The organism is Methylobacterium oryzae, assembly GCF_036441375.1.
Lineage (GTDB): Bacteria > Pseudomonadota > Alphaproteobacteria > Rhizobiales > Beijerinckiaceae > Methylobacterium > Methylobacterium oryzae_A.
In genome coordinates, this window is sequence record NZ_MLCA01000017.1 from 147,173 (window position 1) to 162,558 (window position 15,386).

At 71.5% G+C, this 15,386-nt stretch carries 13 protein-coding genes and 3 pseudogenes; 5 read left to right on the top strand and 11 right to left on the bottom strand.

Features of this window, described 5'->3' with window-relative positions; translation table 11 throughout:
- Positions 1–42: 42 nt before the first annotated feature.
- The 6 genes and pseudogenes from MOTC310_RS31330 to MOTC310_RS31355 form a co-directional block, all read right to left on the bottom strand.
- A pseudogene (locus tag MOTC310_RS31330) lies at positions 43–518 on the bottom strand (hypothetical protein).
- A gap of 155 nt (positions 519–673) precedes the next feature.
- A complete protein-coding gene (locus tag MOTC310_RS31335; RefSeq protein ID WP_331304594.1) occupies positions 674–985 on the bottom strand; it encodes a GCG_CRPN prefix-to-repeats domain-containing protein in 312 nt (103 codons plus the stop codon).
- Between the two features lie 139 nt (positions 986–1,124).
- Entirely contained in the window at positions 1,125–1,439 is a 315-nt protein-coding gene (locus MOTC310_RS31340; protein ID WP_331293937.1) for a hypothetical protein, read from the bottom strand.
- Positions 1,440–1,572: 133 nt separating this feature from the next.
- Positions 1,573–1,851 (bottom strand): hypothetical protein, encoded by a 279-nt coding sequence (locus MOTC310_RS31345; protein WP_331304595.1) that lies wholly within the window; start codon positions 1,849–1,851, stop codon positions 1,573–1,575.
- Positions 1,852–1,956: 105 nt separating this feature from the next.
- On the bottom strand, positions 1,957–2,739 hold the full coding sequence (locus MOTC310_RS31350; RefSeq protein ID WP_331304596.1) for an SDR family NAD(P)-dependent oxidoreductase: 783 nt from the start codon (positions 2,737–2,739) through the stop codon (positions 1,957–1,959).
- A 213-nt stretch (positions 2,740–2,952) separates the two neighbouring features.
- The gene (locus MOTC310_RS31355; RefSeq protein ID WP_331304597.1) at positions 2,953–3,207 is read right to left on the bottom strand and encodes a hypothetical protein; all 255 of its coding nucleotides are present in this window, start codon (positions 3,205–3,207) and stop codon (positions 2,953–2,955) included.
- Positions 3,208–3,324: 117 nt separating this feature from the next.
- Here MOTC310_RS31355 and MOTC310_RS31360 point away from each other — a divergent pair, with 117 nt between their 5' ends.
- Positions 3,325–5,655, top strand: a complete 2,331-nt coding sequence (locus MOTC310_RS31360; protein WP_331304598.1) for an FdhF/YdeP family oxidoreductase — start codon at positions 3,325–3,327, stop codon at positions 5,653–5,655.
- A 45-nt stretch (positions 5,656–5,700) separates the two neighbouring features.
- Here MOTC310_RS31360 and MOTC310_RS31365 read toward each other — a convergent pair whose 3' ends face one another.
- Complete coding sequence (locus MOTC310_RS31365) at positions 5,701–6,579, bottom strand: SDR family oxidoreductase (RefSeq protein ID WP_331293942.1); 879 nt, start codon at positions 6,577–6,579, stop codon at positions 5,701–5,703.
- Between the two features lie 268 nt (positions 6,580–6,847).
- Positions 6,848–7,657: an exodeoxyribonuclease III gene (gene xth / locus MOTC310_RS31370; protein WP_331304599.1), complete on the bottom strand. Its 810-nt coding sequence runs from the start codon at positions 7,655–7,657 to the stop codon at positions 6,848–6,850.
- A 160-nt stretch (positions 7,658–7,817) separates the two neighbouring features.
- Here xth and MOTC310_RS31375 point away from each other — a divergent pair, with 160 nt between their 5' ends.
- Complete coding sequence (locus MOTC310_RS31375; RefSeq protein WP_331293944.1) at positions 7,818–8,552, top strand: lysophospholipid acyltransferase family protein; 735 nt, start codon at positions 7,818–7,820, stop codon at positions 8,550–8,552.
- 12 nt (positions 8,553–8,564) lie between these two features.
- On the opposite strand, the gene MOTC310_RS31380 is transcribed toward MOTC310_RS31375, so the two are convergent.
- The 3 genes and pseudogenes from MOTC310_RS31380 to MOTC310_RS32955 all read right to left on the bottom strand — a co-directional run.
- On the bottom strand, positions 8,565–9,473 hold the full coding sequence (locus MOTC310_RS31380) for a LolA family protein (RefSeq protein WP_331293945.1): 909 nt from the start codon (positions 9,471–9,473) through the stop codon (positions 8,565–8,567).
- A gap of 267 nt (positions 9,474–9,740) precedes the next feature.
- Positions 9,741–10,433, bottom strand: a pseudogene (locus MOTC310_RS31385) (DNA translocase FtsK); the annotation flags it as partial.
- Positions 10,426–11,973, bottom strand: a pseudogene (locus tag MOTC310_RS32955) (DNA translocase FtsK); the annotation flags it as partial. The pseudogenes MOTC310_RS32955 and MOTC310_RS31385, both read right to left, overlap by 8 nt.
- Positions 11,974–12,307: 334 nt before the next feature.
- Between MOTC310_RS32955 and MOTC310_RS31395 the strand changes: the two are divergent.
- From MOTC310_RS31395 to MOTC310_RS31405, 3 genes are all read left to right on the top strand, one after another.
- Positions 12,308–14,371: an NAD(+) synthase gene (locus MOTC310_RS31395; protein ID WP_091976887.1), complete on the top strand. Its 2,064-nt coding sequence runs from the start codon at positions 12,308–12,310 to the stop codon at positions 14,369–14,371.
- A gap of 115 nt (positions 14,372–14,486) precedes the next feature.
- Positions 14,487–14,717, top strand: coding sequence for a hypothetical protein (locus MOTC310_RS31400; protein ID WP_012320685.1), 231 nt, complete (start codon positions 14,487–14,489; stop codon positions 14,715–14,717).
- Between the two features lie 258 nt (positions 14,718–14,975).
- Entirely contained in the window at positions 14,976–15,386 is a 411-nt protein-coding gene (locus MOTC310_RS31405; RefSeq protein ID WP_331304601.1) for a PilZ domain-containing protein, read from the top strand.

A 15,386-nucleotide genomic window follows, 5' to 3' on the forward strand; every position in this document is an offset into this window, starting at 1 on the left:
CGTCTCGGGCCGCCCGCCTTCGGCGCCCCGGAGCGCCCCCGCTCAGCCCTTGAGCTGCCGGTTGCAGGCCGAGTAGTAGCCGCCGCCCTTCTCGATCCACTTCATGCCGCCCAGCGTGCCGGCCGCCTTCGCGGCGTTGTAGCTGTCGAGGCAGGTGTGCATCCGGGCCTTGCCGGCCGATTCCTTGGCGTATTTCGGGTCGACGGCGCGGGGGAATGCGGCCGCCGCCCCGGCGGCGGGCGGCGCCCCGGCGCGCGCNCGGCCGTCGCCGGCGGCGCGGCGGGCGGCGCGGTCGTGGCGGTCGGCGAGACCGGGTTCGGCGTCGTCGTCGGGGCGTCGTCGGCCGCCGCGCCGCACTGGGCCTTGCGGAAGTCGTTCCACTTCTGGCCGTTGAGCGTCCCCGCCTGCTTGGCGGCCTGGTACTTGACCGAGCAGTCCTTCGCGGAGAGCGCCGCGGCCGGCGAGGCGCCGGCCACCAGGCCGACGATCATCAGGGATGCAAATACACAGCGACTCATGATGAAGAAACTCCGGGACACTATGTTGCGTCCCGGAAGAGATTAATACGGCTCTATGCCGTCGTGAATATGGGTTTGTCCGATCTGGCGGGACAAGCCGGCGGCCGAGCACTGGTCCGGCACGGGCCGGCCGCCGGATCGACCGCCCGCGCGGATCACCAGCCGCCGTAGAACCGGCGCGGGGCCTCGGAGCCGCCGTAACCACCGTAGCCGCGGTCGTAGCCGCCGTAGCCCGGCCGTCCGCCCTGGAATCCCCGCGGGCCGCCCCAGCCCCAGCCACGATCGTTGGGCCGGCAATGCCCCCAGGGATTGGGGTGGAAGCCCGGACCGCAGCCGCCGGCCACGCGCTCGATCACCACCCCGGCATCGGGCGGTCCGTAGCCGAGCGGCGCCGCGCTCGCCGTCGTGGCGGTGGCGATTCCCGCCGCGGCCACCGCGACGAGGCCGAGCATCTTGGAGCGCATCATGACACGGTCTCCTGAACCTGCGGCCCGGACGCGCCGGACCGATGACAGGAGGATGCGCCGCCCGCTGTGAACCGGGACAGGCGCGGGCATTCATCAACCCGACGGCATCGGCCGAACGGGCCCGAACGCGGCGGGCCGATCAGGCGGCCTGAAGCTGGATCGGCGCCGGCGCGGCCGCCCGCGAGCGCGCGAAGAGATCGGCGCCGATCGCCTGGCCGGCTGCCTTGACGAGCGTGGCCTCGTCGCAGGACCGCGCGACCTTCAGGCCGAGCGCCTCGAGCCGCGCGTGGTCGGCGCAGTAGGCGGCGATCCGGGCGCGGCCGTAGGCCGGCATGGGCGCGAGCAGCCGGTCGCGCTCCGCGTCGTCGGCGCGGAACAGCGCCGAGATCAGCTCGATCGGAACCGGGTACCGGGCCAGGGCGCTGGGATGGGGTCGGTTGCCGTCGCGCGCCATGGATGCCTCTCCGCTTCGCTGTGCGGTGGCAGGTTCGGCAACCATAGTTAACGAACGGTTGTGATCGCGGCCGCGGGGTTCCGCACCGCGTCGATCGGCGGTCCGGGGCGTGCCCCGTCGATCGCCCGACGCCTCAGCGGCGCGGCGGGCTCACCCAGGCGCCGCTCAGAGGGCTTACCGGCCGGTTCGCGTCCGTTCGCGGAGGCCGAGGTTGCGCGTCGGCCCAGCGAGTGGCCGAACCCGGTACCGCCGGCGCGATCGAGCCCGTCGTCTCCGGGTCGGTCCACAGGGTCGCGTGCCCGGCGACCATCGCGGGTGAGGCGGACGGATCCGGCAGATTCCGCTCGTAGCCGGCGACGACCGCCGCGAGGGCGATCGCCACGAGGAGGAACGCTAGACCGTCGACGATCATGGAGCCGAGTCTCGGCATGGTGCCCGCGCCTGTTGACCAAGGTTCCGGGCTACGGCGGCAGGGTTAACGAACCCTGTCCGGAACCGGCAGATCGGGCCGGCGCGTTCAGACGTTGCGCGCGCCGCGCAGCGTCTTCAAACCGATGCCCGTCGACTCGAAGCCGCCGTCGACGGCGAGCTGCTGACCGGTGATGTAGGAGGCGCGCTCCGAGCAGAGGAAGACGATCGCCTCCGCGAGCTCCGACTCCAGCCCGTAGCGGCCGAGCGGGACGGCGTCGTGATAGTCCGCCCGGATCTCGGGGCTGTGCACCGCCTTGGCCATCGCGGTGTCCACCGGACCGGGGGCCACGGCGTTCACGCGGATCCCGTACTGCGCCAGCTCGGCGGCCTGCTGCTTGGTGAGCTGCGCGAGACCCGCCTTGCTGGTGCCGTAGGCCGTCCGGAGCGTCGAGGCGCGCAGGCCCGAGATCGAGGTGATGTTCACGACGGCCCCGCCGCGCTCGGACAGGAGCGGGACGGCCGCCTGCGTGCACAGGAACGGGCCGGACAGGTTGACCGCGAGCACCCGCGTCCAGTCGGCGAAGGTGGTCTCCGTGAGCGGCTTGAAGATCGCGATGCCGGCATTGTTCACCAGGGCGTCGAGGCGGCCGAACCGGTCGGCGACCTGCCGGATCGCCGCCGCCACCGCCTCGGGCTCGGAGACGTCGGCCGTCACCGCCAGCGTGGCCTCCGGACGGCCGAGCCTCTCGGTCGCCGCAGCCACGCCCGGGCCGTCGATGTCGAGCAGGGCGACGTTCCAGCCGTCGGCGAGGAAGCGGGTCGCGGTCGCGAGGCCGATGCCGCGGGCGGCCCCCGTCACCAGCGCGGTCCGGGCCTGGGCGTCGCTCATGGTCGTCTCCGTCGGGGTCGGCCGCGCCCGGGTGGCGCGACGCGGCGTGCAGGTCCGCAGCGGTGCCGCCACCGCATGCCGGACCGGGGCGGCCTTCGCGGCCGTCCCGCCGTTGAGAACCGATCCGCGGTTAAGGTCTGATTGATCGGGCGGGCGTCGTCGAGGGTCTCCCGGAACATCCGCCGGGCGATGACAGGCGTCCCGACTCCTCGCTCACATCCGCTCGAACCGGTCCTCGACCCCGTCCCGACGGGTGAGCAGGCGGATCAGACCGAGGCCGATCAGGCCGGTCGCGCCCGCCAGGATCAGCGCCGGCCGGACGCCCGTGCGCGCCGCGGCGCGGTCCAGCGCCACCTCCAGACTTCCCGCGATATTGGCGGCGAGCGGCACGACCTGCGTGTCGAGGAACAGCTTCAGCCCAGACGGACCTGAGGGCTTTTTCAGCAGATAGTCTCGACCGACCGCCACACTAACCTCCGTTAAGATCAAGATAATCTCGCGAACAAAGCGCCATGCCCGCGGTTTCAACGGAGAACGTCGCGATGCGGCCGCTGTTTCCCGGCGGCGAGGTCCGGAGATCGCCCCTTGGACAAGCCCGAATTCAAACCCTATCGCCTCCCCGCGGGCGGATGGGGCTCCGCCCTCTCGGTCGGCAACATCCTCCGGCGCGAGGGCGTGCTGGCGAGCGGGCCGATCGCGCTCAGCCGGCACAACAAGGTCGACGGCTATCAGTGCAACAGCTGCGCCTGGGTGAAGCCGGCGAGCCCGCTGCCCTTCGAGTACTGCGAGAACGGCGTGAAGGCCGTGGCCTGGGAACTCACCGCCCACCGCTGCACGCCGGATTTCTTCGCCACCCACACGGTCACGGAGCTGCTGGACTGGGACGATTACCGGCTGGAGCAGACCGGCCGCCTGACCCATCCGCTGCGCTACGACCCGGCCACCGACAAGTACGTGCCGGTCTCGTGGGGCCACGCCGTCGAGGAGATCGCCCGCGAGCTCAGGGCCGTCGAGGACCGGCAGACGGGCACCGTGTTCTACAGCTCGGGCCGCCTGTCGAACGAGGCGAGCTACCTCTACCAGCTCTTCGCCCGGCTCTACGGCAACAACAACCTGCCGGACTCGTCCAACATGTGCCACGAGACGACCTCGGTGGCGCTGCCGGCGAGCATCGGCCAGGCCGTGGGCTCGGTGTCGCTCGACGACTTCGCCCATTCCGACTGCATCATGTTCTTCGGCCAGAATCCCGGCAGCAACGCGCCGCGGATGCTGCACCCGCTGCAGGAGGCGAGCCGGCGCGGGGTCCCGATCATCACCTACAACCCGCTGCGCGAGCGCGGCCTGGAGCGGTTCCTGAACCCGCAATCGCCCACCGAGATGCTCACCGGGAAGGCGACGCGGATCAGCTCGCAGTACCATCAGGTGAAGGCGGGGGGCGATCTCGCGGCGATCGCGGGCATCTGCAAGGCGGTCCTCGCCCTGCACGACGAGGCCCGATCCCGGGGCGGCGACGCCGTCCTCGACGAGACCTTCATCCGCGACAACACGCACGGATTCGACGCCTTCGCCACCTGGCTGCGCGCCCAGGACTGGGACGAGCTGGAGCGCCGCTCCGGCCTGCACCGCGCCGACATGGAATCGACCGCCCACGTCTACGGTCACGCGAAGGCGACGATCGGCGTCTATGGCATGGGGCTGACCCAGCACCGGGCGGGGGTCGAGACCGTCCAGATGCTGGTGAACCTGCTGCTGATGCGCGGCAATATCGGCCGCTCCGGCAGCGGGATCTGCCCGATCCGCGGCCACTCCAACGTGCAGGGGCAGCGCACGATGGGGATCACCGAGAAGCCCGAGCTGTTCGACCTCGACCGGCTCGGCCAGCAGTTCCAGTTCGAGCCGCCCCGCGAGGCGGGCTACAACACCGTCGAGGCCTGCGAGGCGATCCTGCGCGACGAGGTCCGCGCCTTCTTCATGCTCGGCGGCAACTTCGCCCGCGCCATCCCCGACCACGGCCAGATGGAGCCGGCGTGGCGGCGAATCCCCCTGACCATCAACGTCATCACCAAGCTCAACCGGACCGCGCTGCTCCCGGGCGCGATCAGCTACATCCTGCCGGTGATCAGCCGCCTGGAGATCATCGAGACGTCCAGGGGACAGCAGGTGCTCTCGATGGAGGACACCTCGGCCTGCGTGCACGGCAATCGCGGGCTGCGCCGGCCCGCCTCGCCGCACCTGATCAGCGAGATCCGCCTGATCTGCGAGCTGGCGCAGCGCGTGCTCGACCCGAACCCGCGGGTGCGCTGGGAGGCGTACAGCGAGGACTACGCCGAGATCCGCCGCGAGATCGGCGAGACGCTGCCGGACTCGTTCTGGGACTACGAGCGGCGCATGTGGGAGCCGGGCGGCTTCCAGCGCGACCTGCCGGCGAACCGGCGCGAATGGCACACGGAGTCGGGCCGGGCCAACTTCGTCACCCCGACCGGGCTCGACGAGGATGCCGACATGCCCGATGTCGGCCACGACACCCTGCGCCTGATGACGCTGCGCAGCAACGACCAGTTCAACACTACGGTCTACGGCTATTACGACCGATTCCGGGGGATCAAGAACACGCGGAAAGTGGTGCTGATGAACCGCTCGGACATCGACCGGCGGGGCCTCAAGATCGGCCAGCCCGTCACGCTCCGGACGGTCGCCGACGACGGCGTCGACCGCAAGCTCTCGGGCCTGCTGGTCGTGGCCTACGATATCCCGATCGGCTGCATCGGGGGCTACTATCCCGAGTGCAACGTCCTGATGCCGATCTGGCACTACGCGATCGGCAGCAAGACCCCCGCCGCCAAGACGGTCCCCGTCACGGTGCACCCCGACAGCGACGCGGTTCTCGCGCCGGAGCTGGAATACGCCACCGGCTGAGGCGGTCTGCGCGCTCGGAGCGGCGGCGCTCGGAGCATCGGAACCTCAGAGCATCGGCATGCCGCCGGTGACCGGCACCAGCGCCCCGGACATGTAGCTGCCCTCGCGGGAGGCGAGCAGCACGTAGGCCGGGGCCAGCTCCGCGGGCTGGCCGGCGCGCCCGAGCGGGGTCTGCGCGCCGAGCTGCTCCATCTGCTCGGGGCTCTTCACGATCGGCTGGATCGGCGTCCAGACCGGCCCGGGGGCGACGCAGTTCACCCGGATTCCCTTCGGGGCGAGCAGGTTGGACAGGCCGATGGTCAGGCTCGCGATCGCGCCTTTGGTGGCGGCGTAGATCAGCATGTTCGGGCCGGCGACCTTGGCCTGCACGCTGGTGCTGTTCACGATGGCCCCGCCCGGCCCCATATGCGGCACCGCCGCCTGGGCGAGGTAGTACATGGCGAAGACGTTGGCGCGGAACGAGCCCTCGATATCGGGCGCCGTCAGGTCGTCGAGGCCCTCGTTCACCACCTGGGCGGCGGCGTTGTTCACGAGGATGTCGAGGCGCCCGAACGCCGCCACGGTGCGCGCCACGAGGTCCCGGCAATGGGCCTCGGCGCGGATGTCGCCGGGGAGCAGCAGGCAGCGGCGGCCGGCCTTCTCGACCCAGGCCCTCGTGTCCTCGGCATCCTCCTGCTCGGCCTCGAGATAGGAGATCGCCACGTCGGCGCCCTCGCGGGCGTAGGCGATCGCCACTGCCCGGCCGATGCCGGAATCGCCGCCGGTGATCAGCGCCGCCTGGCCGGCGAGGAGCCCCTTGCCGACGTAGCTCTCCTCGCCGTGGTCGGGGCGCGGGCTCATCTTCGCGGTGAGGCCCGGGCGCGGCTGCTGCTGGTCGCCGGGGAACGGCGGCCGGGGGCCGGCCTCGCGCGGGTCCTGGGTCATCGGGTGCGGCTCCTCGGCGGATGGGATCCGCCGGATCTAGGGCCGCCCCCGCGACCTCGGCCTGCGCCCGGCGGTCACAGGTGCCGGCCGGGACGGGCGGCTCAGAAGGCCCTGTGGCGCGTGGAATGCGGGCCGCCGTAGCGGCGGCGCAGGTAGGACACCACCTTGGGAAGCAGGAAGGCGATCAGGATCTTGCGCATCGGGGCTGGCTCACGTCACGAGTTCGTGAGCGGGCAATGCTCGGACCGCGCCGCAGTTCCGCGCCCCGTCACAGCTCCAGCGTGAGGGTCACCGGGACATGGTCGGAGGGGCGCTCCCAGGCGCGGGCCTCGCGCAGCACCTCGACCTTGCGGACGGTCCCGGCGAGGTCCGGCGACACCCAGGCATGGTCCAGGCGCCGCCCCTTGTTGGCGGCCGACCAGTCGGGGGACCGGTAGCTCCACCACGTGTAGATCTTCTCCGGCTCCGGGGTGAGATGGCGCGCCGTGTCGACCCAGCCGGCCTCGCCGCGCAGGATCTCCAGCGCCTCGGTCTCCACGGGGGTGTGGCTCACCACGTCGAGGAGCTGCCTGTGCGACCAGACATCGTGCTCCAGCGGCGCGACGTTGAGGTCGCCCACGAGGATCGCCGGCCCGGAGACGCGCTTGCCGCCCCAGGCGCGCAACTCGGCGAGGAAGTCGAGCTTGTGGGCGAATTTCGGATTGAGGTCGCGGTCGGGCACGTCGCCGCCGGCCGGGACGTAGAAATCGTGCAGCACGATCCCCGAGGCCGCCCCGGCCTCCGGCCCCAGCACCGCCGAGATGTGGCGGGCGTCCGGGCGCTCGCAGAAGCCCATCACGGCGCGGGTGTGCAGCGGGAAGCGCGACAGGATCGCGACGCCGTTGTAGCCCTTCTGGCCGGCGAACATCACGTGCTCGTAGCCCGAGCCGCGCAGGGCCTTCAGCGGGAAGGCGTCGTCCGGGCACTTGGTCTCCTGGAGGCAGAGCACGTCCGGTTTGTGCTCGGCGAGGAAGCGCAGCACGAGGTCGATGCGCAGGCGCACCGAGTTGATGTTCCAGGTCGTGACGGTGAGCTGCACGGGCGGGGCCGGGGTTGGGACGGGGTCGCGCTCCGATAGCCGATTTCGCGGCCCGCGACAGTCCGCTCCGGGGCGGGGCTGCGAAATGCCGTGCCTCTTCACGCGCGCGGCGCTATGCCGAAGGCCTGCCCTGTCCCGGGCCCCTCGTCGAGGCCCTGCCATGGCACATGCCCGCTCGCTCCTGTTCGCCGTCTACTGGGCGGCCTGGACGACCCTGTTCCTCGCGCCGCTGGCGGTCTTCCTCCTGTCCGGATCGCCGCAGCGACCGATCCGCCGGGCGACGCGGCTCTGGGCGCGCGGGATCCTGGGCGGGCTGCGGCGCATCGTCGGGCTGCGCTACGTCGAGGAGGGCCGCCAGCACCTGCCGGCCGAGCCCTGCCTGATCGTCGCCAACCACCAGTCGGCCTGGGAGACGCTGGCCTTCCTGGTCCTGGTGCCGGACGTGGCGATCGTCGCGAAGCGGGAGCTTCTGGCGATCCCGGTGGTCGGCTGGTTCCTGCGGCGGTCGCCGATGATCGTCATCGACCGCGCCAACGGCACCCAGGCCCTGCGCACCATGATCGACGGCGGCCGGGCGGCGGTCGCGGCCGGCCGGTCGATCCTGATCTTCCCCGAGGGCACCCGCGGCGCGATCGGCGAGCCCCTGCGGTTCAAGCGGGGCGTCGAACTGCTCTACGGGCGGCTCGGCCTGCCGGTGGTGCCGGTGGCACTCAATTCCGGCCTGTTCTGGCCCGGGGGTGCGGCGACCCGGTCCGGCACGGTGGTGGTGAGCTACCTCGCCGCGCTCGCCCCCGGCCTGCCGACCGCGGAGTTCCTGCACGGCACGGAAGGGGCGATCGATCGGGAGCTGGACCGGTGGCGGCCCGGCGGCGCGGCCGGGCTCGGGGCGGCGTGAGGGCGGACCCCGTCACTTCTGCGATTGCTGGATCTGCCGCTGCATCGCCTTGTCCTCGTCGCGGCCGTAATTGATGAAGAACAGGCTGCCGTCGACGCTCTTGCCCTTCTGCAGGTTCGAGAGCGTCACCGTGGTGACGTAGCCCTGCGGATCGGTGATCCGCCACTGCGACAGGGTCTTCATCTCGGCGTCGAAGAACAGCTGGATCTTCGAGGTGCCCCCGAGGGTGGCACGATCCTCCAGGCTGATGCGGACGCCGCCCGGATCGCTCGCCACGTCGGTGACGGTGAGGTCGCGGGCGAGGTCGATCTTCTCGCGCAGGAGGAATTTCAGCGGCGTCTGGGCGATGAAGTAGAGGTCCTGAGTGTTGAGCTTCCGGTCGCGCACCGCCACCGAGGTGCCGTCGGCGACCACCTCCAGCGGCGAGGGCTGGTCGTAGTCGAAGCGCAGGCGGCCGGGCTTGGCGAGCGTCAGCTTGCCGCCGATCCGGCGCCCGTCGGCGCCGATCTGCACGAAGTTGCCCGTCAGCGTGTTGATGCCGTTGAAATAGCCGTTGGCCTGCGCCAGCAGCGTGGCGGGATCGGCCGAGTCGCCGGTGACGATCGCCGTCGGCGCGCCCACCGCCGCGACCTTCGGCTCGGGCGCCTTGTGGTCGGCCTTGTCGGCGGCCTTGTCGCCGCCCTTGCCGGACTTGGCGCTGCCGGGCTTCGCCTCCTTGCTCGCCTCCTTGGCCTTGGGCGCGGGCTTCTTGGCCGGCGCGGGGGCGGCCGGGGCGGCCTCCGGCTGCGGGGCCGGCTCCTCCTTGTGGCCGAACAGGCTGTCGATGAAGGCGCCCACCTGCGCCTCGGCCGGGTTGGCGGTCGCGAGCCACAGCCCGGCGGCGATCACGGAGCCGGCTGTGCGGATGCGGCGGCCGATCATCGGCAGAATCTCCTGAGGAGCCGCGGGCTAGCTCCGGCGGCGAAACAGAGGTGGGCGGGCCGCTGCGGACGCCTTGCCGTCCCCTCGTCTTTGTGAGCGGAGCGAAGCAATCCAGGTGCGCCACGATACCGGATGGCGCGATACCCTGGGGTGCTTCGCTCCGCTCGCAAAGACGGGGCGGGTTTCGCAGCCCCCTTTTAGAACCCCGCCCTGTGGCGAAGATGCGACGCCCGGGCCGCCGCGCAGGGAGGCGGCCCGGGCAGCGTCTCACTCGTCGTCGTACATCCCGGCCGAGCTGTGCGCCGCCCCGGCGACCAGGATCTCGCGCTTGCCGGCGTGGTTGGCCGGGCCGACGATGCCCTCGATCTCCATCCGCTCCATGATGGAGGCGGCGCGGTTGTAGCCGATCTGCAGCCGGCGCTGGATGTAGCTGGTCGAGGCCTTCTGGTCGCGCAGCACCACCTCGATCGCCTGCTTGTAGAGATCGTCGGACTCGCCGCCGGTCGCCGCCGCGAAGGCGCCGATGTCGAAGACGGGGGCCTCCTCCTCGGGCTCGTCGGACCGCTCGGCCTTGTCGGCCGCGGCCGCCTTGCCCCGGCCGGACCGGCCGCCCTCCTTGGCGGGCTCCTCGGGCGAATCGTCGGCGGTGACGGCGTCGAGGTAGCTGGGCCGGCCCTGGCGCTTGAGGTGGGCGACCACCGTCTCGACCTCGCTGTCCGAGCAGAACGGCCCGTGCACGCGCGTCGTGCGCCCGCCGCCGGCCATGAACAGCATGTCGCCCTGGCCCAGAAGCTGCTCGGCGCCCATCTCGCCGAGAATGGTGCGCGAGTCGATCTTGCTCGTCACCTGGAAGCTGATCCGGGTCGGGAAGTTCGCCTTGATCGTGCCGGTGATCACGTCCACCGACGGCCGCTGCGTCGCCATGATCAGGTGGATNAATGGTGCGCGAGTCGATCTTGCTCGTCACCTGGAAGCTGATCCGGGTCGGGAAGTTCGCCTTGATCGTGCCGGTGATCACGTCCACCGACGGCCGCTGCGTCGCCATGATCAGGTGGATGCCCGCCGCCCGCGCCATCTGCGCCAGCCGCTGGATCGCCCCCTCGATGTCCTTGCCGGCCACCATCATCAGGTCGGCCATCTCGTCGACCACGATCACGATGTACGGCAGAGGCGCCAGGTCCATCGCCTCGTCCTCGTACACCGCCTCGCCGGTGTGGCGGTCGAAGCCGGTCTGGATCGTGCGCGTGATGGTCTCGCCCTTGTCGCGGGCCTCTTTCATGCGGGCGTTGTAGCCGTCGATGTTCCGGACGGCGATCTTGGCCATCTTCTTGTAGCGCTCCTCCATCTCGCGCACGGCCCATTTGAGGGCGATGACCGCCTTCTTGGGGTCGATGACCACGGGGGAGAGCAGGTGCGGGATGCCGTCGTAGACCGACAGCTCCAGCATCTTGGGATCGACCATGATCAGGCGGCACTCCTCCGGCTTCAGCCGGTAGAGCAGGCTGAGGATCATGGTGTTGATCGCCACCGACTTGCCCGAGCCGGTGGTGCCGGCGACCAGCAGGTGCGGCATGCGCGCGAGGTCGGCGATGATCGGCTCGCCGCCGATGTTCTTGCCCAGGCACAGCGCCAGCTTGTGCTTGCTCTCCGCGAAGTCGGCCGACGAGAGCAGCTCCCGCAGGTAGACGGTCTCGCGGGTCTCGTTCGGCAGCTCGATGCCGATGACGTTCCGGCCGGGCACGACCGCGACACGGGCCGAGACCGCCGACATGGACCGGGCGATGTCGTCCGAGAGGCCGATCACACGGCTGGACTTGGTGCCCGGGGCGGGCTCGAGCTCGTAGAGGGTCACGACCGGGCCCGGCCGCACCGCCAGGATGTCGCCGCGCACGCCGAAATCTTGGACCGTCTGCTGCAGGTTGAGGGCGTTCTGCTCCAGCACGTCGGCGTCGACCTCCTCGCTGCCGCCGGGGGCCGGCAGGGCGAGCAGCTCCAGGGACGGCAGCTCGTAATCGGCGTTCTCGATCGGCGCGATCTCGAGGTGGCGGCCGGCCGGGATCAGGTGCGCCCGGGGCGCCACCAGGGGCACCGAGACCGGCGCGGGGGCCGGCAGCGCCGCGACCTCGAGGGCCGCGAGGGCGGGCGCGACGGGCTCGGCCTCGACCTCGCCGGTCCCTTCGGCTTCGACCGGCTCCGGCTGCGGCGCCAGCTTGCCGCGGAGCAGGACCGGACGCGGCGTCATCGGGATCACCACGCGCTCGGCCTCGGCGCGCGGAGCGACCGGCGCGACCTTGACCGGGGCCGGGACGGCTTCGGGCTGGGCCGGGGGCGCCGGCGGGACGGCGGCCGCGCGCTCGGAGGCGTCGCGACCGACCATCGCGCCCGGCGGGGTGAGCCAGCTCGGCTCGGCCCGGCGCCCGGGCGCGCCGTAGGACGGGCGGGCGGGCAGGCCCGCGGGAGAGCCGGAGAGGCGGCGGGTGAGGCTCGCGCGGAGCGCCATCAGCCGGTGCGCCAGGGCTCCCAGGGAGAGGCCCGAGCGGTCGCCGCCGCGGACAGGGCGGGCGGGGTCACGGTGGGAGTACGGAGGCCGTCCCGATGCGCGCATGGGTTCTCAGACGATACTCGAAACAGGGATCCGCCGACGCGCGGCGGCTGTTCCTGAGTTAGGCCATTCGTCGTTAATGGAGGCTTGCCGTCGGCCGCGGTGCGGAAACCATGCCGGCGATCGAACCGTCGTCGCGGGCAGCCCGACGCGATCCGGCGGCGGCGCGATCGCCGGGACCGCGCGCGTCCCATATGTTACCCGCAGCCACCCCTCATCCGGACAGGTGACCGTGTCTCCACCCGCCTCCGAATCGCCGGCGCGCTTCCGCTCCCTCTACCGCCACGGCTTCGCCCGGGTCGCGGCCTGCACCGGCCGGAGCCACCCGGCCGAGCCCGAGCGCAACGCCGGCGTGATCCTCGACCTCGCCCGGACCTGCCACGAGTCGGGGGCGGCGCTCGCCGTCTTCACCGAGCTCGGCCTGTCGGCCTACGCGATCGAGGACCTGCTGCTCCAGCAGACCCTGCTCGACGCGGTCGAGGTCGCGGCCGCCCGCGTGGTCGCCGAATCGGCGAATCTGCGGCCGCTTCTGATCGTCGGCGCGCCCCTGCGCTGGCGGCACCGCGTCTACAACTGCGCGCTCGCCATCCAGGGCGGCCGCGTTCTGGGCGTCGTCCCGAAGACCTTCCTGCCGAACTACCGGGAGTTCTACGAGAAGCGCCACTTCGCCTCGGGCGCCGGGATCGCCGGCGAGACCATCCGGGTCGCCGGCCACGAGGCGCCCTTCGGCACCGACCTGCTGTTCCCGGCCGAGGACCTGCCGGGCCTCGTGGTCGGGGTGGAGATCTGCGAGGACCTGTGGGTGCCCGAGCCCCCCGGCATGCGCGCGGCGCTCGCCGGAGCCACCGTGCTGGCGAATCTCTCGGGCAGCCCGATCACCGTCGGCCGGGCCGAGTCGCGGGCGCTCCTGTCCCGGGCGGCCTCGATGCGCGGCGCCTGCGCGTACGTCTACGCGGCGGCCGGCCAGGGCGAATCGACCACCGACCTGTCCTGGGACGGCCAGACCAGCGTCGACGAGCTGGGCGTGCGGCTCGCCGAGGGCGAGCGGTTCCCCGAGAAGCCGGTGACGACGCTGGCCGATATCGACCTCGACCTGATCGCCCAGGAGCGCCTGCAGGCGGGCAGCTTCGACGACGACGCGCGCGGCCGCGCCCTGCCCTATCGCCGGGTGCCGTTCCGGCTCAACCCGCCCGAGGCCGATCTCGGCCTGATGCGGCGGATCGAGCGCTTCCCGTTCGTGCCGGCCGACCCGACGCGCCTCGCGCAGGATTGCTACGAGGCCTACAACATCCAGGTCGCCGGCCTCGCCAAGCGCCTGGAGGCCACCGGCACCCGCAAGGCCGTGATCGGCGTCTCGGGCGGCCTCGATTCGACCCACGCGCTGATCGTGATCGCCAAGGCCTTCGACCGGCTCGGCTACCCGCGCTCGGACATCCTGGCCTACACGCTGCCGGGCTTCGCCACCTCGAACGCCACCAAGACCAACGCCCACGCGCTCATGAAGGCCCTGGGCTGCACGGCCGCCGAGATCGACATCCGCCCGGCCGCCAAGCAGATGCTCGCCGACATGGACCACCCCTTCGCCAAGGGCGAGGCGGTCTACGACGTCACCTTCGAGAACGTGCAGGCCGGCCTGCGCACCGACTACCTGTTCCGGCTGGCCAACCACGCCGGCGGCATCGTGGTCGGCACCGGCGACCTGTCGGAGCTCGCCCTCGGCTGGTGCACCTACGGCGTCGGCGACCAGATGAGCCACTACGCGGTCAATGCCGGCGTGCCCAAGACCCTGATCCAGCACCTGATCCGCTGGGTGATCGGCAACGGCGAGGTCGGGCCGGACGAGGCGCGCACCCTCCAGGCGGTCCTCGACACCGAGATCTCCCCCGAGCTGGTGCCGGTGGACCAGGACGACAGCCCCCAGAGCACGGAGGGGACGATCGGCCCCTACGCGCTGCAGGACTTCAACCTGTTCTACACGCTCCGCCACGGCTTCCGGCCCTCGAAGATCGCCTTCCTGGCGCTCCACGCCTGGGGCGACCGGGAGCGCGGTACCTGGGCGCCGGACTTCCCGGAGACCAAGCGGGTCGCCTACGACCTCCCCGAGATCCGCCGCTGGCTCGGGGTGTTCCTGACCCGCTACTTCGGCTTCAGCCAGTTCAAGCGCTCGGCGCTCCCGAACGGGCCGAAGGTCTCGGCGGGCGGCTCCCTGTCGCCCCGGGGCGACTGGCGCGCGCCCTCCGACGGGTCGGCGCGCATCTGGATCGACGAGCTGAACCGAAACGTCCCTGAAACTTGACCGTCACAAACTCGACCGATTGTGCCATTATGAGCACGGTCAAGCCGATTCTTCGCAATGCGAAATCTTGTATTGGGAAAATCGGCTCCGAGGGCGGCCAGGCGGAGGACTTCGGATGCGAAGCTACAACCTGTTCCAGCTCAAGGGCGAGGAAGGCCTCTGCTGCGCCGTGCCGGAGGCCAGCACCGTCCCGCCCTTCATCGGCGCGGGTCGCTGGACCTTCGGCGGCAAGCTCTGCGACGGCAGCCGGCAACCCCTCGACTTCGACGGGCGGGCCGCCGACACCGCGGTGCGCTTCAACGGCTTCTACCTGTTCCAGACGGTGGACCGGCGCTTCATCGCCTGAGGCTGGCGGGATGCTCGCGCGCACCGTCCGGTGCCCGGGCACCGGACGGAGGCGGTCGGACCGGCGCGCCGCGCGCCAAACCTCCGTGCGCCAAGCCTCCGTGCGGGCCAGCCATCCGCCCGATGGATGCGGCGCAAAATCCTCGATGACGACGCGCGGCCCCGCGGGCGCGGGGCCCGACTCCGCGATCGCGACGAAGATTCCTTAAGGGCTGGCGTGCAGGTTTCCCGGAACCGTCAGCTGTCCGGAGGCGCCCGCATGTCGGAGCATCGCAGAGAGACGCGCCAGAGGGTCTTCCTCAAGGGCCGCATCGTCTTCAACAACGGCTCGTCGAGCCTCGACTGCCTGGTGCGCGACATGTCTCCCGCCGGCGCGCGCCTCGTCATGAGCGAGGCCACCACGCTTCCGGATGCGTTCGATCTCTACATCCCCCAGAAGGACCGGACCTACCGGGCCACCCTGCGCTGGCGCCGGGAGGACGGCATCGGGGTCACCTTCGAGGCCCCGGCCCGGGCCGACACCGCGGCGGCCTCGCCCGATCCGGCCGCGACGGACGCCTCCGTGACCCTCCTGCTGAAACGCATCAGCGAGCTTGAGACCGAGAACGCCGCCCTGCGCCGGCTGCTCGCCAGCATGGCCCAGTCGGGCGATTCGGCGAGCGCGGCCTGA